Source organism: Sphingobacterium sp. UBA2610 (assembly GCF_002339225.1).
Lineage (GTDB): Bacteria > Bacteroidota > Bacteroidia > Sphingobacteriales > Sphingobacteriaceae > Sphingobacterium > Sphingobacterium multivorum.
Window position 1 is genome coordinate 16,782 of the sequence record NZ_DDKA01000012.1, and the last position, 22,325, is coordinate 39,106.

The 22,325-nt window shown below is 42.1% G+C and carries 15 protein-coding genes and 1 pseudogene; 2 read left to right on the forward strand and 14 right to left on the reverse strand.

Annotated elements, in window-relative coordinates; genetic code table 11:
• Positions 1-253 precede the first annotated feature (253 nt).
• Positions 254-2,275 carry a glycoside hydrolase domain-containing protein gene (locus B4Z47_RS08810; protein WP_286727199.1) on the forward strand — a complete coding sequence of 674 codons (2,022 nt, stop codon included), beginning with the start codon at positions 254-256 and terminating at the stop codon, positions 2,273-2,275.
• A gap of 193 nt (positions 2,276-2,468) precedes the next feature.
• Here B4Z47_RS08810 and B4Z47_RS08815 read toward each other — a convergent pair whose 3' ends face one another.
• From B4Z47_RS08815 to B4Z47_RS24710, 6 genes are all read right to left on the reverse strand, one after another.
• Positions 2,469-2,951 (reverse strand): DUF1573 domain-containing protein, encoded by a 483-nt coding sequence (locus B4Z47_RS08815; protein ID WP_286727200.1) that lies wholly within the window; start codon positions 2,949-2,951, stop codon positions 2,469-2,471.
• Between the two features lie 43 nt (positions 2,952-2,994).
• Entirely contained in the window at positions 2,995-5,130 is a 2,136-nt protein-coding gene (locus B4Z47_RS08820; RefSeq protein WP_286727201.1) for a DUF4838 domain-containing protein, read from the reverse strand.
• Positions 5,117-7,933: a tetratricopeptide repeat protein gene (locus tag B4Z47_RS08825; RefSeq protein WP_286727203.1), complete on the reverse strand. Its 2,817-nt coding sequence runs from the start codon at positions 7,931-7,933 to the stop codon at positions 5,117-5,119. The genes B4Z47_RS08820 and B4Z47_RS08825 overlap by 14 nt, the downstream gene beginning before the upstream one ends.
• Positions 7,926-9,287, reverse strand: coding sequence for a glycosyltransferase family 2 protein (locus tag B4Z47_RS08830; RefSeq protein WP_286727204.1), 1,362 nt, complete (start codon positions 9,285-9,287; stop codon positions 7,926-7,928). The genes B4Z47_RS08825 and B4Z47_RS08830 overlap by 8 nt, the downstream gene beginning before the upstream one ends.
• A gap of 87 nt (positions 9,288-9,374) precedes the next feature.
• On the reverse strand, positions 9,375-10,547 hold the full coding sequence (locus B4Z47_RS08835) for a HEAT repeat domain-containing protein (protein WP_286727206.1): 1,173 nt from the start codon (positions 10,545-10,547) through the stop codon (positions 9,375-9,377).
• Between the two features lie 340 nt (positions 10,548-10,887).
• Complete coding sequence (locus tag B4Z47_RS24710; RefSeq protein ID WP_376782403.1) at positions 10,888-11,094, reverse strand: AraC family transcriptional regulator; 207 nt, start codon at positions 11,092-11,094, stop codon at positions 10,888-10,890.
• On the opposite strand from B4Z47_RS24710, the pseudogene B4Z47_RS08840 reads away from it, so the two are divergent.
• Positions 11,052-11,495, forward strand: a pseudogene (locus B4Z47_RS08840) (IS982 family transposase); the annotation flags it as partial. The gene B4Z47_RS24710 and the pseudogene B4Z47_RS08840 overlap by 43 nt on opposite strands.
• Positions 11,496-11,784: 289 nt before the next feature.
• Here B4Z47_RS08840 and B4Z47_RS08845 read toward each other — a convergent pair.
• The 8 genes from B4Z47_RS08845 to B4Z47_RS08880 form a co-directional block, all read right to left on the reverse strand.
• Entirely contained in the window at positions 11,785-12,777 is a 993-nt protein-coding gene (locus B4Z47_RS08845) for a phosphodiester glycosidase family protein (protein WP_286727207.1), read from the reverse strand.
• 2 nt (positions 12,778-12,779) lie between these two features.
• Positions 12,780-13,592: a DUF4397 domain-containing protein gene (locus tag B4Z47_RS08850; protein ID WP_286727208.1), complete on the reverse strand. Its 813-nt coding sequence runs from the start codon at positions 13,590-13,592 to the stop codon at positions 12,780-12,782.
• An 18-nt stretch (positions 13,593-13,610) separates the two neighbouring features.
• On the reverse strand, positions 13,611-15,176 hold the full coding sequence (locus tag B4Z47_RS08855; protein ID WP_286727210.1) for a SusD/RagB family nutrient-binding outer membrane lipoprotein: 1,566 nt from the start codon (positions 15,174-15,176) through the stop codon (positions 13,611-13,613).
• A 12-nt stretch (positions 15,177-15,188) separates the two neighbouring features.
• The gene (locus B4Z47_RS08860; protein WP_286727212.1) at positions 15,189-18,272 is read right to left on the reverse strand and encodes a SusC/RagA family TonB-linked outer membrane protein; all 3,084 of its coding nucleotides are present in this window, start codon (positions 18,270-18,272) and stop codon (positions 15,189-15,191) included.
• A gap of 419 nt (positions 18,273-18,691) precedes the next feature.
• Positions 18,692-19,063: a response regulator gene (locus tag B4Z47_RS08865; protein ID WP_286727214.1), complete on the reverse strand. Its 372-nt coding sequence runs from the start codon at positions 19,061-19,063 to the stop codon at positions 18,692-18,694.
• Between the two features lies 1 nt (position 19,064).
• Positions 19,065-21,305: a PAS domain S-box protein gene (locus B4Z47_RS08870; RefSeq protein ID WP_286727215.1), complete on the reverse strand. Its 2,241-nt coding sequence runs from the start codon at positions 21,303-21,305 to the stop codon at positions 19,065-19,067.
• 124 nt (positions 21,306-21,429) lie between these two features.
• Positions 21,430-21,615 carry a hypothetical protein gene (locus B4Z47_RS08875; protein ID WP_286727216.1) on the reverse strand — a complete coding sequence of 62 codons (186 nt, stop codon included), beginning with the start codon at positions 21,613-21,615 and terminating at the stop codon, positions 21,430-21,432.
• A 152-nt stretch (positions 21,616-21,767) separates the two neighbouring features.
• Positions 21,768-22,112, reverse strand: a complete 345-nt coding sequence (locus B4Z47_RS08880) for a hypothetical protein (RefSeq protein WP_286727217.1) — start codon at positions 22,110-22,112, stop codon at positions 21,768-21,770.
• Between the last annotated feature and the right edge of the window lie 213 nt (positions 22,113-22,325).

Below are 22,325 nucleotides of genomic sequence, written 5' to 3' on the forward strand. Positions count from 1 at the left end.
TAGGCTGTCTACAGGGGCGAAACATTGTGATACCGAACCAGGGTTGCACTATTAAATTGGAATTTCATTAGCAATACACTAAAAAAGAATAAGAAAGATCGTATTTTTGCTTGCATATGTTTATTTATCCCGTTAGCTAGTCTCAAAAGTAAGGAATAAAGAACCGGTTCCAAAGTGCTTTAGTCATTAAACGGGGATTGTTTGATTGGATTATGCTGCTTGAAAGCAGAACTTAAAAAATAATGGACTATAAATGAAAAAACTGCTGCTTTCTTTGCTTCTCTGTTATTCAGCTGCTGCTGGAGCGCAAACCGAACGTGTGAATGTCTTCTTAGGATCTTCCGGTGACCATGGCCAGCTTTCGCCGGCAGCGTCCTCTCCTTTTCACCAATTGAGTATCGTACCTTATACTAATCCTACAACGCATACAGGATACGAGTATCTGGCCAAAGAAATTAAGGGGTTTACCCACAATCGCCTGGAGGGGGTGGGCTGTATGGGCAGTGGAGGATTGATCCTGATTAAACCATTTATAGAAAATGATACAAAACCTTTGAATAAAGTCATTGAGCAGGCCAGCCCGGGTTATTATACGGTAAATACAGCAGAAGGCATTCAAGTTGAAGTCGCTGTTGATAATGATTTTGGCCGGGAACACTATAGCTTTCCCGCGGGGAGAAAAGGTTTTTTTATTGATTTGGAACATGCTTTCAATGGAGCTTTTGTTGACAATGAATTTATTCAAGCGGGTAATCTCCTTGTAGGTAAAATGCGTGCGAAAACGACCTGCCATGTTGGTGTCTATACTATTTATTATGCGCTGGAGATTCCTAAAGCCAGGGGATGGCGAAAAGAAGGAAATAAGATATGGGTGGATCTAAAAGAGGAAGCTTTAGTCGCAGATATTAATATCGCTTTTTCGGCTGTGAGTAAAAATGATGCAAAAATGGCGATCTCAGCATACGCTAAGCTAGATTTTGAGACCATAAAAAAACGCGCGGCTGATCGCTGGAAAAATTCCCTTTCAGGGCTCAAAGTAAAGGGCGATCCGGATAAAGTAGATCTTTTTTATTCCTTACTATATCGCAGTTTGCAATCTCCCTATAGTATCAGCAACTCGCAGGGCGATTTTTGGGGAACAGACGGAAAAATGCATCGTTCAAAAGAGAAACGTTACCACGGCTGGGCCATCTGGGACAATTACAAAACACAATTACCACTTCTGGAATTGCTAGATCCCCATATGTATCAAGGCATCATCACGTCTATAGCCGACCTTTATCGTTATGGGAAATATGATTTTGCTGGCCCGCATGAACCTGCCAATTCAGTCCGGACAGAGCATGCCGCAGTGATCCTGCTGGATGCGGTCAGAAAGGGATATGAGGTTGATCTTGCTGGTATTAGAGACTCCTTGGTAGGTGATACCGCCCGCTTTGATTTTAAGAAACCGGACAAATACCTTGAAGCATGTTATGATATGTGGGCAATGGCCAAACTTTTTCCGCAGGAGCGCAAGACCTACCTGGGACGGGCAAAGTCATATCGAACTATTTGGAATAAAGATTTTAAAGATCTGACAAAACGGGATGTAGATCGTATGTCTGCGCGTGATATGTATCAGGGCACAATCAGGCAATATCGATGGAATGTACCCTTCGATGTCGCTGGATTAAAGCAGCTCGCAGGTGGCGAGGAAGACTTTCTGCGGGAACTAGATGAATTTTATGACGGCTATTATTTCAACAGGGCGAATGAACCGGACATGCAATCACTGACTTTGTATAATGCGAGCAAGTCGCCTTGGCGTTATCAAGAATGGATACATCGCATCGCTTTGGATACCACCATTCAATATTATTTCAACGACAATAGCCGAGGAATCGGAGCACATATCGATCGGATTTATAAAAATGAGCCCAAGGCTTTTGTGCGGACGATGGACGACGATGCCGGCGCGATGTCCAGCTGGTGGGTACTTTCGGCCATCGGATTGCAACAACCCTTGATCGGTGAGCCTATTTTCTATGTTAGCGTACCTTTTTTTGAACGGATTATTCTAGGTAATGGTTCAAATCCGCTGGTCATTGAGGTGCCGAATGCGAGTGACAAAAAGCGTTATATTAAATCAATCCTGCTCAATGGTAAGGATTTAGGGCGTTTATGGATAACACACGATGAGCTCAGAAAAGGGGGGACGCTCTCTATTGAATCTACGGAAAATCCTACAGATTATGGGGTGGCTAATAACTGGATAAGTAATCTCAACGACTAGTTTTAATCACTAAAACAGCTCCTCGAAATGGAGCAAGGATTTTGGTACTATTTTATTAGCTGTAAAAATAAAATAATTATATTTTAAATTTTTGTTAAAAATGACAACTGTCATCTCGATAATGACTGACATCACTAAGGTATTATAAACTAATAATTAACAGGAATTACATCTAAAACGATATAGCCCAAAGCTATTTGTCATGAATGCTCTTATTAAAATCTTCATCCATAAAATATCCCTTATTATTTTCTGCACCGTCTACGAGGGTTTTCAATCCACCCTGCGCCCGGATCTCTTCACTATAGAGCTCTTCATAATCTTTCGTATACATCGCATTCGGCACCACATTGATATCAAAGATTATTTCGCGAATGGGTGATTTTTCAAAATTTCCGTATAACGTAATATAATGTTTGACGTAACCCACATTTTTTGCGCTATTGTAACTGAATGTCAATAAGCGTTCCTTACCTGGGGGGATGGAAAATGCCCCTAACCCTTCTTCAACTTTCAGGCAGCCACAGGAAGTAATGATATCAGTGATCATCATCGGATTCTTACCTGTATTTTTCAAGTTGAAAGAAAGATCTTTTTCCTGGCCGGCTAGCAATGGATAATAGTGCCGCTCATTATCTTCAATTTCTATACTGGTCTTACGGTTTGCGATATCCATACATGACCCAAATAGCAGCATAACAGCTGCGAAAATTGCATTTTTAATATATCCGTATCTCATCACAGGCAATTACTGATTTTTTAATATCCTTACTCTTGTATATTCTTAGTTGAACCGTAACATTTTTCTCCAGTTCGACCTCCCTTTCCAACACAGCAACTCCCGATTGTAATTCAAAATCATCGGCGGTATAAGTTGCTACTTTGCGGCTATTGCAAAAGAATTCAACATGATCTGGCACTAGCATTCGATGATTGGCATTCACCAGGCAACGTAGTGTAAATCTCTTTGTTCGCCCAGATTCATTATGGAAGATACCGTCAACCACGATATCTTCACCCGCTAGAAACCAGCCCTGATTAAAATCACTCGCAAAACCGTCTAACCCATCAGTTAATAAATAACTGTCTTCACAACTTTGCTTCGATATTAACCCTGTTGCTTGTGCTTGCGCAAAGTCATTCTGCTTGAAGGAATTTTCCTCAAACGCTTTCCAATCCTGGATATACCTATGAATTGCTCCATCCTCTTCCTTGTAATTCTTCAGGTCAGCATAGGTTGTATAAGCAGACAGTCTATCCAATGTCTCTTCTTTGTTATCGCTATTGGTTTCCAACTGTGGCATCCTTTTCATATCGCCCAGTATTCTTCCTGCGCTGGCATACTGAATTTGAAGTTTGGTATAGGCCAATGCCGTTAATAATTTGTCGATTCTCTCCCGTTCATTACCCACGGTGAACTTATTCAATTGGATCAATTTCTCATAGAAATGAAAAAACTCTTCCTGGTCAATATACGTCCGTAAAGCCTCGCGAAAGGAGGAGTACACATCCGTTGGGTGGTTTCTTTTAAGGGCGCTACGCTCCAGTCCAATTAAGTAATTTGACAGCAATTTTCCAGTATTTGGATAAAACCGTTGCAGGTAGTTTGTTATCAATTGCGGCACTTCCAACGATGGGTCGATCATTAAGGCGGCAAATACATAAGTTTTGACATCTTCGAACGAGCTATAATCATAGCCACTACCATTTAGAAATAGCCCATCAATGCCAAGGCTATTAAAAAAAGGCAGCTGTTTCTTTACACGCTCCATGACCGGAAATGGCGTGAGATAGTCGTCAAAATTTGAAACATAATCCCAACTGTACAGATGCCTCACCTTTGTTTTCCAATTGTTCGCCAATATTGAAAAACTAGACACAGCAATCGAATTCAAATCGAGAACCGCAGTTTTAGGTAAGTCGATCGTGCTAACAAATGCACCAACATTCTCCATTAACCTTCTTTTCGGCGCTTCGGCAGTGGATCGATAAGCGAGGGTAAAAAAATAGTGTTTTGGGAATTCCTGTGCCAGCCGATTAAGTAGATCGCCAACTGCTGCAGTGGCACTGGTTTTCGTGTTCCCCTTTTTTTGGCAGTCGTTACAGGTACAAACGAAGTCATTGTCATTTGGAGCTATCATAAAATGGGCTGGTCCCTTTGTTCCATCGCCATATTGATCTCGTATATATGAACTAATCGCATTGTAGGTTTCCTGTGCTGAAAAACAATACTGCTCATTTATTCTCTTTCCGTCTACCAATGCATAGGAATTGGTCGGTATGCTATTTCCAAAAACGCATTTTAGATTATGCCCCCAAATTCCCCAGTCGCGATCTGTAGCCTTGGTCAACAGTATCCCCGCATAGTCCGCGTTCAGATTTGATGGTAAATGCGGCTCGCGGTATTGCATCGCAAAATGCCCTTTATGACTGTTAAAATTCAGGTAATTGGGTGGCAGGTCAGCGACATTCAACTGATGGAAATTTGAAAAATGATCAATTAAAAGGTAGGAAATCCAACATAGTGTAGCATACTCGCGTCCATAGATAGAAAGTCGATTTGTCTCATTACGGATTTCATAGTCGGAATCCAAATCCGGAACAAGCTCTAGGTACACCGTGTTTACTCCCTGATGATTGATCTGATCCGAACGTTTTACCTGAAAGGTCGTTCTATTTTGAATACGTTTTTTTAGGTGATAGTATAAATAATCTGCCGCATTACGACTGCTTTTATCACCATTGGATGTTATGGTGAGCTGTGGCGACTCAAACTTGAATGGACTCCCCTCCCCCGCGCAGACTAACAGCAAAATTTGTAAAATAAATAATATGACGACCTTAAAAATATACATTTAACTGAAGATATAGATTATATAAATTTCGGTAAGCACTGTTGTCCAGCTCTTTTCCCGTTTGGAAATTATACCAGGTACCAATTGCGCTCACACCAATATTGCGGCTGATAGACCGTCCCAATCCAGCTCCTACCATCGCATTGAAGAAATTAAAGCTATTATAGAATTGATTGTCCAACAAGTCAATATCGGGTGAGTTACCAATACTTCCCATGGCTAATACATAGTTTTTGGGACTATTCATAAAGTACTGCGCTTTTCCCATCAGACTATAGAGATATCGCCCTTGACCAGCACTATTTAGATACAAATTGCTCAACTTGGCATTAAGGCGAAAATCCTCGATTTCCTTGCTGATTCCGAGATTCAGATTAAACAAATTTTGCTTGGTATAGAAATTCCGAAAACCCAATCCCGCCTCGGCTTCCCAAGAGGGTTTCCAGGTATAAATTGCGGCAGCATTCAAGGCAATTTTAGCAAAATACTTATTGGCCCAAGCGACATCCAAGCGACTGGACAAATCTGCTGTCCATGGTCTTTCCCATTCAAATTGCCCTTGAACTCCCTTGCCTTCAGCTCGACCAGCATAATTTATCCGCCCCGTGTAAGTGCTTCCGTCTGCATTTAGTCGGGTATAATCGACTGTAGAGATCGTTGAAATGGCATAGTCATCACCAAACCTAGCCCTTAAATGCGATACTGAAACCGTATTATGGAAAGATTTTTGCCCCAAATAATTGAGGTGGCTTTTGAAATCATCCAATTCCAGCAGTGAGGGTTCATAAAATTTCTGATAATAGTATGCCGAATCGTAATTTTTTAGTCCCTCGTAAGCTAGGCCTTTCATATATTTCAGCGCCTTGTTGTCTTTGTAGTGCAATGCAGTGTCGATGACGTTCAAGGCCATCTCATGCTCCTTTCCCTTTAGTAAGCGTCCAGCGTATTCTTCCGTCGTATTTGTGAAGGTATTTACCAGAGGTATGTGGAAGGGATTGAGTTTTACCTGGCTATGTAAAAGCGCCCAAGAGTCCGCAAGTTTCTCTACCTTATGAGTCATTGCTTCAGCGAGTTTTATCTTAAACGCGACATCATCGGCATATTGTCCTTCGGCAATCTGTGCATAACGCAACATGGCGTCGTTGTCTTTCAGCTGATAACAGATATTGATCATATAAAGCAGTGCATCTTGATTATATTGATCAACGGTGAGCCACCTGTCGACAGACTGTTGCGCTTCAGTGAGTTTATACGCTTCAAGTAGGTTTTTGACGCGTGGTATCATGATGTCACTATAGCCGCTCAACAAACGCTGACGCTCTTCCTCATTTGCGCTACCCAACACCTGTTCGTAAATCAAAAGCGCTTGATCGTAGCGTCCCTGTTTATTGTACAGATCCGATTTCTTTAACAGCAGTGTTGCATCGCCTGGCTCGTCATGAAGAATATCGTCCAAAACAACATTCGCCTCCTTATACCGACCTTCTGTCACATAAGCATTGTACAATCCCTGTTGCGCTATCGCTATCGATGCATCATCCCCATAACGTATGACATCTTTCCAATCACTAATGGCTACCGCAATTTTTCCATCCTGAAAACTCGTTTTCGCCTGCTGTAAAGTGAGCGTGACATAGGATTCACGTAGATCGGTATCATCGGGATATTTTGCAAAATAGGTTTTCGTCAAAGTTGATACTTTGGCTTGATTCCCCATACGCTTGTACACCGCCAATTCTCTCATGTCTAACTCCTTACTCCCGCCTACACTACGACGATGTTTACTTAAAGCAACAATAGCACCTTCATACTGCTCTTTTGCTATTAGGTCATTATATACATAATCAAAAGCCTCCTTATTTCCAGGTGCGCCATCAAATATTTTTCCGTATAAGCTCGCTGGGTCATTATTTTTAGCACTTCGTGCCGCTTCAAGCAAAAAATAATTGTATTGCGATCGCAAACTGCCACTACCGCCATGTTTAAGTTGATCATCCAAAAATGTCAGGATTTCAGGATATCGTTGTTGATGCTCCAATATTGCAATCTTCATCTGCACAAAGGCAGCATCACGGGGAAACTGATTTAGCGCCCTTTCGGTGTAAATCAGTGCATTATTAAAATCGCCTGCCTTGATATAGTTATCGATAATCGAAAAGTAACTATCCTGTTTTCGAGGTTGATCTTCGATCAATTTTTTGCCCATTTCAATGGATTGATCAAGCTTGCCTGATTTTTTAATTTCTGCGCTACGTTTCTCCAGGAGATAATTCTGATCCGATTTAAGTTCGTTATCCTCTGGGTAAATCTGGGCGATACGCTTCAACAAGCGATCTGCCTCGACCTGGTTGCCCATGGTCCGATACAATTCAATTTTCTTACGCCACAAGCCTTTCCAATAAGGATTAACTTCCAATAGTTCATTGATATAACAGATCGCGCTCGAATAGCGCTGTGTTTCGGTCTCCACAGCAACAAGCATATGCTTGGACTCCACATTTGCGGGAGCATATTCAAGTGATTTTACAAGCTCATATCGCGCTTTATCGTACTGTTGCCGATGAAGATAATATTTCCCGAGCAGCATCCGCATATCTGAATCTTTGGGATTTTTTTGAAGAAATTCATCGACTTTTTTCTTTCCCTCCTCCCACTTTCCCTGGCTATAGAGTTCATTAATTTCGTTGGCATCTTTATTTCGTTCAATTGTCGTTCCGGCCCTTTGGGCATAGCTGGGATTTGCCAGCAGTAAAGCGCCAGAAACTCCTATAAAAAGACTGGCGTATGTAAACTTCTTAAACATTGTTATTGGCAGCGTTAACATTTTTTGAAGGCGAAAACCCTTGACGGGTCATCTGTCCCCATTTGAAATTTCGTTTAGTTAAATATTGAATGTATCCTCTAAGGGTAAAAACCACGACCAAAGGATGATAAATAATAGCTTCAAATGCCGAAAACAGCACGAGCTTGAGGTATTCCCAAAAGTTTTTGTAAAGCTTATTCAATACCAGATCATACGATACGGTAATGATAGATACAGAGAGACCAATGAGGTATGCATAAAGCAACATCATCCAAAATGTATCAAAATTGACCTGATGCGTAAACAATAAAAACAATAGGAATAAAAATCCAGTAAACTCGATTATTGGAGCCAGAAATTCAAAAAAGACAATGTAAGGCATAATAAGCAATCCAAGCCGGCCATAGTCCTTGTTTAAGAAGAATTTCCGATGATCGATAATGAATTGTAACATACCACGTCCCCATCGGGTACGCTGCCTATTCAGCACTTTTATATTTGGTGGTCCTTCTGTCCAACAGAGACTATATGGGCATTGTGCAATCTTGTATTTCTTTCGGTTTTCCCGCATATAGGCTACCATCCGCACGGTCATATCCATATCTTCGGCGTGAGAAGCCGAATCAAAGCCGCCTGCAGAGGTCACCACTTGAGTATCAAAGAGACCAAACCCGCCGGATACGTTTGGAATAGCATTGAGCATCGACCAGCCCATTTTGGCTACCAGGTAAGATCGGAGATATTCTGTTTCCTGAAAAAGTGGAATAAGGCCTTTTGGTGGTCTTACATGTGTAATTTGTCCTTTGTCTATCGAACAGCTATTCACCATACGCATGGTCGCTCCGACTGCAATCACATGCTGTTCACTATCCAATACAGGCAAAATAATTTTGCTCAGGGTATCTTTGGCAAGAATACAATCAATATCAGTATTGATAAAATAGGCGTATTGAGCCATATTAACACCTGCATTCATTGCATCCGCCTTTGTTCCACCATTCTCCTTATCGACCACAATAAGCTTACTATAAGCCGGATTTTTGGATCGCAATATGCGATGAACAGGCCTACAGTATACTTTATAGACATAATAATAAGGAACTTCTTCAAGTTCAAATTCGTCTATTAAAATCGCTAAGGTCTTGTCTTTACTACCATCGTTAACAATAATTACTTCAAAGGTTGGATAATCGAGATTTAAGAGAGAGTTGACACTATCAGAGATAATCACTTCTTCGTTGAATGCTGGCGCAACAATAGATATTCCTGGCGCCTCATTCGGAAAGTTTTTTAGATAATGTTCATCTCTTTTTGTGTAAGAATAACGATAACGTATCGTTTTAAAATAGCTCATTACGAGCAATGCTATATAGAAAATAGCAAGCGTAGTTGCATAAAAATAAATAAGATAAGTGAAGAAGTATACCATTTTTCTAAAAGTTTAGGCTGATACGACAATATTTTCCGAAAACACCTGATCCAGCAGCAGGTGTTCTTTCTCCTTGGCTCCAGATCGAGCGTCTTCTTTGAGCTGATGAAGTTTCTGCTTTCCCTGTTCACCATGACATTTAATAGAACGCGCCACAAGCAATTTGATATTTACATCTGCTGTCGACTGATAGGTCTCTACAAGGAAAGCCAACGTGTGTTCATCTCTCAGACCACCCATCGCTTTAATGATAGCTTCTCTGACACTGCTATTCTCCAAGGCGAACCTATCGATTAGCACAGGTGCACATTCAAAATAGTCGAGTTCTCCAAGTGTCATTACAATCTGTGCCCGCACATCCTTATTCTCCTGTTTATCGAGAAGTGTCAATAAAGTTGCTGAAGCCTCATATTGCTTGAAGAAACCAATCTCACGAAGCACAAAAATGATATAATTTGGATTTTTTGAATTATTAATCCAGCGAAGTAAATTGGGCAATTTACCTTCATTTGACTTTTTAATTAATGTGGCATGGAGACGTAATTTATCCAACTGAGTGAAAGCTTCATCAAAATTTTCCTCCATAAATCGGAATGGATTATAGGTATCTTGGCTGGTATACAGGTCACGGGCTGCCTTACGCAGTTGGATATCTTTATGAAATGTTGACTTGGAGAGCACTCCACTATTCACTCCATTATCGATTTCACCCACGATTTGTAAGACTTCACGCCGACGGTCAATGGTAGCAACGCGCATACGCTTTTCCCAAAAACGCGTCAATCCCAACGCTTCAAGGCAATTCTTATAATTAATAACATTAAGTGCACTTGCCTTCTCAACCGTATTTTTGACCGAAAGAACAAGATCGGTCACTAACTCCCATTTCCACTTTTTCACTTTACTTACATCATAGTCCAGAAGAGCCTGGATTTCCTCGACATCATAGTTCGCTTTGTTACGCATAACAAAATCCAGTTTCTCCTCAAAATGTTGTTTCGTTTTTTTCTTTCGCCATTCTTCCCGATTTATTTTATACCCTATAAACAGTAAGCGCAGTATGCCACATAGTATAATTACTACCAACAACATAACCATCACCAAGGTCATTCGAATAATTAAGGGATATCCATTGTAAAGAGAGCTCAGGTAGCTCAAATAATACAGATAAAAATCATAATACATAATCTTCTTTTTCTGGGTTGATAAATAGTCCTCAGTTTTCTAACTTACATCCATTCGGATACGAATAGATTCATTGTCAAAGACATAAAAACTTATTGACGAAGATAATCAATCGATTGGAATAGCATGTCTCAAATAAAGGACATATCATCGCGGATAAATTTATCGCTCAGCGATAACACAACAAGAAATAAGATATAAACAATTAATAATAAGCCTACTACATAATAAAACAAGCTCAATGTCCCTTAGGAGGGGACAAATTTATTTTTTTCACAAAAGAAAACATTTCTTTTGTGAAAAAAATAAAATTGCCCTAACAAATTGAGACAATTCAAATTTATCCACATACCATTGAAAGACAACCTAAGCGATATTGATGGGGAGAACAGCCAAATTCAGTTTGGAAATTGCGATAAAAAGAAGCTCTAGAATTAAAACCACAAACAAAAGCCAGATCGCTGATGGTGTAGACGAGTTCCTGTGATCGCAGCTGTTTCGCTGCATAAACTCCACGCTGTATGCTCGTTAAAAGGTGTTTTTCAATCGGTTGACCTTACAGCTGCCAATGTGCATGACATTCATTATCTGGGTAATCTGGGTGATCAGCTAGGTAACTGCACTTTGCTGGGAGACAAAGGATATCTGTCAGCGGAGATACAGCTGGACCTTTTCGAGTCCTCCAACATCAGGTTGGATACGCCAAAGAGAAACAATCAAAAAAGCTATAAACCTCAATTCAGCTTGTATAAAAAATCAAGGAAGAGGATCGAGACATTGTTCTCGCAGATGTGCGACCAATTTATGGTTAGACGTAATTACGCCAAATCTTTCGACGGTTTTAAGACCAGAATTCTGACAAAGATTACGGCAATGACAGTCGTTCAGTACATCAAAAAGAATATATTCAATAGGAATATCAACAATTTAAAAATAAGCATTATTTAAAATGCACAACGGGTTAATTATATTAGCGTATATGAAAATTGCAGCTAATTTTCTGTTGTCTGTTTTCAGTTCCCTAGTGCGATCGCAATTTATGATAGCAAGGAGCTAAATTGTCTTAAAGCGAATTTTTTATGCAGGTAAATGCTCATCTATGTCTAGTACATGCTCAAAAATAATTTTAGGACGGGTCAAGGCATGACTAAACGTTCAGCAGATGGCATGGCGAAGGGTAGTGATTTAATCAGCTACTCCAACTTGTATGTAGAGTAGCTGATTTTTTAAAAACGATTTATCGCTTCACAAATCCAATACCACTGATGCTTGCGGATCCGCCTGCCGTTAGGGGTTTAGATACTGTATTCCAGACCACGGGGTTGAATTGGTCATTGGTGATCGTCTTCTGGACCATAACACTGGTGGTGCCACTGTTTAATACAAAAGCATCATGACTGCCTAAAGCACCCATCAAAGCAGAAACATCATTTAAACTGATGCCAACTGAAAAATTTGTGTCGCCACCATCAACAACCAAGGCATACATCGTTTTATTGTCTGCGGACAGGCCAATGGCTGTTACCGCTTGAACAATAGCTGCTGTAGTCAAAACGTTATAACCCCGGTAACGAACCCAGTTGGTACCGGATACCAGTCCGCTAAATTGATTCAAATCATAAGGCTCAAAAGTAAACTTGGTGGTATCGGGACAATTGCCAATATAAGGCGAGCCATCTTTGCGTATGGCAAAGAAAGGCCTGGTCTTTTCTTTGGTTTTTATATTACTGGTCGATACATTGATCTGCCGACCATTTTTAATGTAAGAGTAGGTCGTAGATAAAGCGGCATTGATAGCCGATAGAATCTGCCCCCCCGCCCGCGGTTCATTATACTTTGCCATATCGCCAATTGGTTGACTAACATATAAATAATCGTCAAATGCACTCATAATTGAAGGGGATACCGCTTTGGATGAAAGGTCTACTGTTAGCAATTGAAAGCTGACCCGTTGATCGAGTTTATTCAGATAACGAATATGGGTGCGTGTAAGTCCATCCGTGACTTTGACGGATGAATCGACCAGAAACGTTTTGATCAGGTCAGTCCGTTCCGTAATCGTTTTGGTGACCGCCTCCATCTGTGTATCATTGGGGATTGTGTCTGTGATCGGATTTTCTACGACCTTATCATCAAAGGAGGGATAATCATCCCTCTGTTTGCACGAATTAGCTATACCCATACAGAATATGCATAGCAGGGCAAAACTAAAAATTGTTTTTCTTTCCATATCTATCGAACTAAGAAAAATGAAACATAGGGCTTCATGATGGTACTGGTAAATCCATCATAGCCTAAGGCATAAACAACATACGACCTGCGGTCAAGTATCGCTCCGGCATTGCTATAAGAGGCGATTACTGTACCATTTGTTACAGGTGATCCGGCTTTGCGGATCTTCCATGTCCGTGTCGCAATACGGTTCAGTTGAAAGTAGGGGCTGGTCTCTAGGTATTTTACATCTTTTGCGACAAGCGAATCTTGAATCGCAATAGCAGTTGCGCTTCCAGTGGCCGCGGCGCCATAGTAAAGGTCGATCGATGGAACATTGGGCATCAGATTGGTAAAGCGATATCTTGCTTGCGTACTGTCTGGCCGGGAAAGATCCTCTTCATTCAAGACCATTTTTGTCTGCTGCGCCGTATCGGTAATATGGATGGTATAGCGCTTGCCAGCAGCCAGGCTGACGGATGATTCCGCTAAAATAATAGAATCGCGCCCGTCATCGGTTTTATGGGGTAGGGCAACCTGTACCTTGACGTTCCCGGATTTCCACTTTAAAAAATCAGGCCGGGAGTCCCCGCGTGTATTGTAACCGCCACCGGGAAAAGGTTCACGTCCCCGGATGCGCGAGGTGACACGCTGCCCATCAAATTTGACATACATATAGCGGTCGTCCGGATAGATCGAAGCCATGTTGATCTTCACGATGACATCATCGGGGCCGAGAAACTCTACTTTTCCAAAGTCTTGAATGGACTTCTCGCAAGAATATAGGGCAAATGCACCTAAAGCAAGAAATACTATTTTTTTGAAATTCTTCATAATTTTTTCTTTAATCCGTTAATAAGTTGAAGTGACAAACCAGGTGGGCTTAATCACATACTCCGGCTCTAGGGCGCCCCATCGTTCAAGCTCTGAAGCGTTCCATACGTACTCCGAATTATAACGCGGCCGGACGCGGTAACAATAATCATTGTAAGTCAGCTGGCTGCCGGCCAATGGAATAAACTGTTTAAATATTTCGGTGCTATAATGATATTTCCTTAAATCACACCATTGTTCTAAACCGCCCCATCCCCACTGGACAATATACTTTTGTCCCATAATGTCGGCTAGGGTTAGATCAGCAGCAGATAGCGGTATTTCTCCTCCTTTGATGTAATTATCTATTTCAACAGCAGTAATGGATTTTTCGTTGGTGGTATTGATGTACTTATTGACGAAGTTCATGTGGGCATAGATACCTTTGATATAGGCCTCATAGGCCTTTGCTGCATCGCCTTTGATAAATAGTGCTTCGGCCTTGACCATTTGCAGCTGCGCGTAGGTCATCAGCGGAAAATCAGCTGCGTCCCTAAAGATAAATTTGCCCACGCCGCTACTGACGTCTCCAAGGATGTTTGGAACGGTGGTATTGGATACATTTGGCTCACCACCGACGTAAATACTGTCAACAGGATTATTGATCATCAACATACGCGATAGACGAGGGTCTGTCGATATTTTTGGATTTTCAATAGGTTCACCGCGCAATCCTCCGGTGAGGTAGCGTACGATCGGCTTGCCTGCCCTGTTATAATAAGATGTGGTGTAAAGACCAAATCTGGAGCTTACCACATTGGCTGTTTCGGATTTGTCGCCGTCAAATTTAACGCCTGCATCATCGGACGGTGAATCAAAAGAGCGGTCCACAAAATAGGCAATAGAGTCGGCATACTTTTCCTTAAAATCAGGTTTATTCACCAAGTGAATGTACTGAAGTGCTTTTAAGCCGTAGACAAACTTTCGCCAGCGGTCCATATTTCCCCGAAATAGATTATCGCCTTTTTTTGAATTCAGGTTGGCACTATAATCGACAGGGCTTTTTTGATCCAGATAATATAAAGCCGAGTCACACCATACACGTACTTTAGCATATACTTCGGGCTGGTCATTATATTTGAAAGATAACTGCTGTGTACGCAAGGCTTCATCGAGAATAATCGGGCCGTGGTAATCGGTGAGCATCTGATAGCCCCAGGCCTTTACGGCATAACCGATCGCGGCGTATTCATATTTTTGATTGACTATTGCATCGTTGATCATCAGCTGCAGGTTGAGTCCATGATCAAAATAGACCATACGCCACATCACACCGCCAACATCACTTTGCTGCGGGAAACCATGACGTTCCCAGATCCGGGAGGATTCGTCTGTGCTCGCGCCCAAGATGGTTTGATTGAATTTGTTCATCTGCCGTTGGTCATTGGCATAACCATTGGCCATCTGATAGATAATCGGAGCTAGAAGCAATTCGGCTTTGACTAGCTGCGGGTTGGACGGATTTTCATTGATGTCCAGGTATTTTTTACAACTGCTCAATCCGGTAAGGACTGAAAAGATGAGTATATAAAGTTTTGTTTTCATGATATATTCCTCCTAAAATCTCAAGTTAAGACCAAAATTGAAGCCTCTTGGCTTAGCCATGTTTCCGTAATCTATACCATATCCGCCGATGCCGCCAAGGCCGGCCGTATTACTATTGCTTTCCGGGTCAAGTCCTGTATAATTCGTAAAAAGAAAAAGATCGGTAGCGGTAAAAAATACACTTAATGCAGCTTGTGGCGAAATACGCTTTGTGAGATGCTTGGGAAGTGCATAGCGGAGCGTAACATCGCGTAGCCTAAATGCATAGATGTTTTTCTCGATAAACATCTGCGGTTCTATATTGGTCATATAGTAGGTTGAAGCTGAATAAGGGGTTACCGCAATACGGTTCGTTGTTGGATTGGCTGTATTTTCGAGTCCGTCCTCGAGTACCCCTTCAATCACCCGAGGGTTTTCCCGATTTAACGTCTTAACAGACTGCCCATAGGTATAAAGCCTATAATCCAGTCCATTGAGCACATCGCCACCTTTGCGGAGGTCCCATAAGAAGGTGAAGTAAAAATCTTTGTAGTTGAACTTATTGACAATGCCCAGCGTGAAGTCAGGAATACGATCTCCAATAGGATAATATTTGTCGGTGCCGGCGATGGGTAGACCGGTTTGAGGGTTTATCAAAATGTCTCCGCGATCGTTTCGCTTAAATTGTGTTCCAGTTAAGGTACCGATACTATAGCCCGGCATGACCGAAGACCTTACGCCGCTCAGTACCCAGGTGTCAGAATCATAAAGTTCGGGCAATTCTTCCGCTAATGAAAGTACTTTTCCTTTGTACTGGGTAAAATTAAAGGTCATGTCCCAACTGAAATCGGTTTTTTTGATCGGGTTGACGTTGACTTGCAATTCGGTACCGTAAGTCTTGACTTCACCGCCGTTCATCATCCGTAAAATGAAGCCTGAGCCATAACTCAGTCGTGGCAGAATGATCTGCCCGGTGCTTAAACGGTTAAAATAGCTGAAATCAAATGTAAGCCGGCGCTTAAAAAAGCCAAATTCGAGTCCTGTTTCAAAATCGCGGGTTTTTTCGGCTTTCAGATCGGGATTTCCGCCATTCACACCATAGGCAAATCCACCACCTGTGGATAGCTTGGGCTCGAGATTAGATAAAGTGTAATAGCTTTTAAAGGGCGCTTTTCCCGTTGTTCCCACAGAGATGCGGTATTTTCCGTCGCTGAGCCATTGCACTTTATTTTTGAAGAAAGACAAGTCTGAAAAATTGAAGGCCAACGAAGCCGATGGATAGCCAAAATACGGATTATTGGGCATCATTCGGGAGGCTGCATCCAGTCGCCCGGTTAAATTTAGATACAGCAGGTTGTCAAGATATCCAAATCCAGCCTGTGCCAAAAATCCAACTGTCCGAAAGTTATTGGCAACAGATCTTGCCAGGCGCGTACTCGGGAATGTGTTGTTGATGCTGTAAAAGTTGGGATCGTAAAAGTCCTCGCCATACTGTGAGTTGGTGAGGGTATTATAATCTTTAAATTCAGTTCCCAAGTTTGCCCGAAAGCTGATATCACGGCCGATTTTTGTATTTGCCGTAGCCATGAATGATCCTGATAGCACACGGCCATTAACTTGATACACATTCATGGATCCGTTGCGTACATTGGTCGAAGATCCAGATCCGGAGTAGGATTGCGGATGGTAAACGCTTTGGCCCAGTGTGTTGGCGAAGTCGATGCCGATGATGCCGTTTAGACTTAGCCAATTTGTTGCGCGATACGTCATATTGGAAGTGGCCAGAATGCGGTTTACGTCATCATTAGCGGTATTGCGGTATACATCCCAAAAGGGATTGTCGAGCTCGTTGTAAATATCTGAATTGTGGAGTACACGATTCCCTTTTTCGTCAATCCAGTCGCGTACATCATACAGCGGGTTGAAGCGCATTAGTGTAATCAAATAACCTGTATTTCCTTTTCGGGCTTTATCGTTCTGTGTATTGATATAATTGAAAGAGGTGTTGAATTCAAGCTTTTCGTTAAACTTAGCTGTTCCGTTGAGACGGGTTGAGAAGCGTTTATAGCTTGTATTTGGTACAATACCGGTATTGTCGCTGTATTCGTTGGACCAGCGGTAGGTCACTTTTTCAGAACCACCTTCAAAGGAGAGGTTATGCTTTTGGTTATACCCGGTGCGGAAAAAATTGTTGACATTGTCTTTGTAGAGGGTAGCTCCTTCAGGATATTTTGGCCCCATAGCGTAGACAGAGGTCCCAGAATACGTACCATTGGTACCCTGTGCATACACATATTGTCGCTCGGGATATTTATTTACCGTTTCAACGCGTCCAGATAAGGAATAATTGACTGTAAACTTACCGGCCTTGCCTCTTTTTGTGGTGATCAAAATAGCGCCGCCGGCACCTTGGCTCCCAAACTGAGCTGTAGCTTCGGGTCCTTTCAGAATGGTATAGGTTTCGATGTCCTCTGGATTAATATCCATGGCGCGATTAGAATAATCTAGATCCCTATTGGCACCATTGCTGGCGAGATCATTTTCGTTTAATGTGGAATTGTTGATGGGGACGCCATCGACTACAATGAGTGCATTATTGTCTCCAGAGATAGAGGCAAAGCCACGCAGTACGATCTGTGCAGATGCACCCGGCATACCACTTGTACTATTGATAGAAAGACCCGGTACGCGACCTTGGAGGCCCTGGAAAAACGATTCACGCTGTGTTTCGGATACATCTGACCCTGCGACAATAGGGGTCGAATACCCCAGGGTTTTACGATCACGCTTGATGCCGAAAGCGGTGACAACGACTTCGTCCAAAGAGGAACTGTTTTCTGATAGGCTGACGTTGAGGACCTGCTGGCCGGAAAGCGCTTTTTCGATCTGTTTATAACCGACATGTCTAAAAATTAAGGTGGCGTTTTCTTGTACCGTGATCTTGTAGATGCCACTATTGTTGGTGATGGATTGGGTGTTTTTCCCTTTTTCGAGAACTGTTACACCGCCTAATGCCGATCCATCTGTCGTAGAGACTTTACCGGTAACGATTTTTTGGGCCAGGGCGACACCATACGTACTCAGTAAACTCACTAGTATGAGCATACTTCTTTTCATAATAAAATTGTTGTTTGATTAGTTTCGTTCAACTTAGGTTTTGCCAATACACCTGGTGCTTGGGCAACATAAATATTGTGCTATTTCATAAAAATTTATAGCGGTTAGAAATCGGTTTGTATATGTTTTATATCAAATATAGCATAAAAGCGCAATTTTTAAAATTTTTTAGAGGTTTTTTTGTGAAAATACATGTATTGTTGAATAAAAACGCAAAAATACGCTTTTTTAAAACGAAGGGTTTAGCGTAAAATTGAAGAGCCCAGCCTGTTTACTAAATCAGACTGGGCTCTATTCGTTTAAATCGGTTTTTTACGCCCTTTAATAACCTGGATTTTGTGTCAGACTATTGTTGCCGGCAATGAAGGTGGTATTGCCTTAAGTGCGTAATAGTTGATGGACTACTTACCTAATGCCAGCTACTGTTGAACGGGTATCGATCGTAAAACATCTCTTGTTAAGGGTTTTGAAAGATAAGAAAGCACCATGTTGTTGTCTGCTGCGCGACTCTGGTCTCTTAAATCTACGGAAGAGGTTAACATATGTATGCGCAAGTTGTCCTTATTGGGAAAATCTTGCATCGCTTCCAGAAATTGCCAGCCATCCATAATCGGCATATTGATATCCAAGAAGACGAGATAGGAATTTTGTTGATTTTGCTGTATGTATTCCACCGCTTTCTTTCCATTTTCTAAAATGACCACAGTCGCATCGGGATAGACACTAGCAATGATTTTAGTATGTACAAAATTGATGACAGCGTCGTCATCTATAAGTAGTATCTGTTCCATTTTAATGATGAATAAGGTTTGTTTTAACGGTGATTTGCGCAATCACCGCATCTAATTCTTTTGCGGAATCCATAATCAGATCCATAATTTCAGCAGTAGATTTTCCGCCGCCATCTAATTCCTTTGAAAGGTAAATTAGGCTCATGATCCGTGTTAGTGGAGCGCGGATACTGTGAGACTGCAGCCAGGCGATTTCACGGAGGGTTTCGTTCTGTTTCTTTATTTGATCCATAGCCTGATGGGAAGCTGTAATATCTTGTATTGTGCCTTCAATTTTAATCGTATTACCCGTTTCATCAGTGACTAATCGCACTTCTTGATGCACCCATTTCAACTTTCCCGATAAGGTGATGATTTCATGCTCAAAGCTTTTGATAATTCCAGGCTCTACGTGAAATAAAGGATCATCCTCGAGCATATGCTGGTCTTTGGGCTGCAAAGTCTGCTTGATATTTTCTAAGCTGGGGATAAAGGTGCTAGGCGAACACTCATAAATTTTGTACATCTCCTCACTCCATTCCGTGACATCCGAATCTATAGCTCTAAACCAGTACCCGAGCTTAGCAATTTTTTGGGCTGTCTTTAATTGTTCATAAGCTGTTTGTAACGCGTGCTCGGCAAGCTTTTGTTTGGTGATATCCTTCCCGACAGCAACAAGCGTTTTGGATTCTGCTGCTACAGTAGCCGACCATTGCAACCATTTCATATCACCGGAGGATGTTAAAAACCGACCCGAAAAACGCTCGGTGTTATGGCCGCTCATCAATAACGATAACCGTTCTTCTAAACGCTCTCGATCTTCGGGATGGATGAGTTCAAACATGGGGGTAGCATATAGATATGTTGTAGGATAACCCAGCACTTGGCTGAAAGCTTTATTGCATTTTTTGATATAACCATCGAAACCAATTATGCACAGCGGATCTGAAGAAATATTGAAAATAGAACGATACTCTTCTTCTGTCACTTTTTGTTTGACGAGTGGGCCAAGCTTTTCGCTGACATTGGTCAGTAAATTTATCTTTTCGACAAGATTCTCTGGCGCAGACGTCGAAAAACATACGATGCAGCCCAGAAATTCATCGCCATACATAATCGGTAGTCCGATTCCCGTGGAAAGACCCACCGCCCTGGCCGCTTCTGCGCGTAGAAAATCTTTATTTGCGCCGAGATCGTCCCAAATAACCACCTTTTTTTCTTTCCATACTTTACCTGCGAGCCCGTCCTCTTCTTTAAAGGAAGTCAATTCCTGCGTCTGTTGGTGAAATAGCGCGAACTTACTTTGCTGCGACGATTTTGACACAAGGTGTAACTCGCTGTGGTCTGGAGCGACCAACCAGATCTCGCTGACACGTATCTTGGGAAGCAACACCAATCGTTGAAGGGCTTGATCTAGTGAGGATATCAGGGAAATAGACTTTGCAAAGGTTAAGGTCAGCTCGGTAAAAAGATCGTTGACGATCTTCTCTTTGATTTCGGCGGTGACCTCCTGCGTATTAGCAATGATGCCCTCAATAAGGGGCGTGTTTAGGTGGTTGGATAATTCGGTTTTAAACCAACGCAGATCGCCGTTTGCATCGGGAAACCGATATGCGCCAATGGAAGCCGACTTCGATACCTTCATTTTGTCGAGCTGCGCCTTGACCTGGCGAGCATCATCTTCATAGATGAATTCAAAGGCATTTTTGCCCACAAAGGCTTCAGGATCCATCCCCAGAACGGTAGTGGATGTAGGGGCTACATACTTGTATTTGCCGTCGAGGTCGATAATGGCCACAAGATCCCGACCATTTTCGATTAATGATCGAAACCTTTTCTCACTGAATGAAAGCTCCTTGTAGGCCTTGTCTAAGTTGCGTTCTTTCTCATAGAGCTCGGTCAGTTCGGTGGCGGTAACGATTTCGGCTTGAATGCCGTTGAAATTGATGGTGTTGCCTTTAATCTGTACATACATAATACTGCCATCACGTTTCTGATGCCGAAAAATACTTTTCTTAAATTTTTTTAGCCGGCTTTTGGTTCTTTCTACAGCTTCCTCCAATTTCGGTATATCCTCTTGCGGGCGAATATCTCTGATTGTCATTTGCTTAAACTCTTCCTCGCTATACCCGTAGTGATGGATGGCTTCTTTATTTACAGCAAGAAAACGTAATGTATGTAGGTCATAGATCCACATGGGTAGCGGGACTAGGTCGAATATGGCCCGGTCAAAATCGGATCTTTCGGTAGTTACACTAAGCATATAGATTCATGGGTATACTTATACACAGTAAAAAGTTGTGTATCTAAAAATAGCAAAAAAATAGATAGATTATATCAACCGCGGTGAAAAAATCGTATATCTGCATCGAATTTGATCTTCGACATTACCAATCTATGGTTCGGTTGTCGTCTTCGACAACAGTCCACGATTCCTGTGGTGCTACACTTTGAACGGGCTGAGGCTGAGATGCTGCTGCGATTCGTTGCTCTGACGCGATTTCCAGTGTAAAAACGCGCGGGCTGACATCATTATTTTTATTGGTATAATCAAGCATAGAAATTAACGACATGTAATCTTTTTTCTACCGCTACCTGCTCCGACCATGGAGTGATAATGTTAAAACCGCTTCTGAATTTCTGTTGGGTAATTGTATTGTAAAGAGCTGCCCAATCTATTTGGACAGCTCCTGATCTGTATGAGATTACCGCGTTTGTGCGGAAATTAATGGCAGGCTACGGGTTCTGGGTAATCGGCTTTCGCCATTCCTTTGACCAGCTCACCACACTTGCGCATCGACGCTGCATACGGATTTTCTATCGTCTTGTCGTAACTTAGCCAATAGCCTTTTTCCATAGGGCAATACTGCAGGTACATCGCCTCATCGGTACATTTCATCGTCTCCATAATGGTAAATAGGGATTGTGTGACTGCAGAAAACGACGCTTTCATAGCCGTTAGATCTTGTGCGGCTTTCAGGCCGGCTGCATCGGCCTTCATGGTTTGGCTTACCTTCTTTAGACGCATCATATCGTCGAGCTGCAATCCTTTCAGCCGAAAGTTCTGCACTTCTTTTTCCAGCTGAACGGCATGTGCTTTGCCGCTGGCAAAGTTGTCTGGATTAAATCCGTAACAACGGCAGGGGAGTCCGTTATGTAGACAAGCTTGTGAAGGTATTTTTAAAGGATGGCCGCGAACAGTTCGTACTCTGCCATGTAGAGATTCAGAGCAATAAAGGCAGGGGAGATTTGGCCGAGCGTATGTTTCGCTATTTTTATAGAA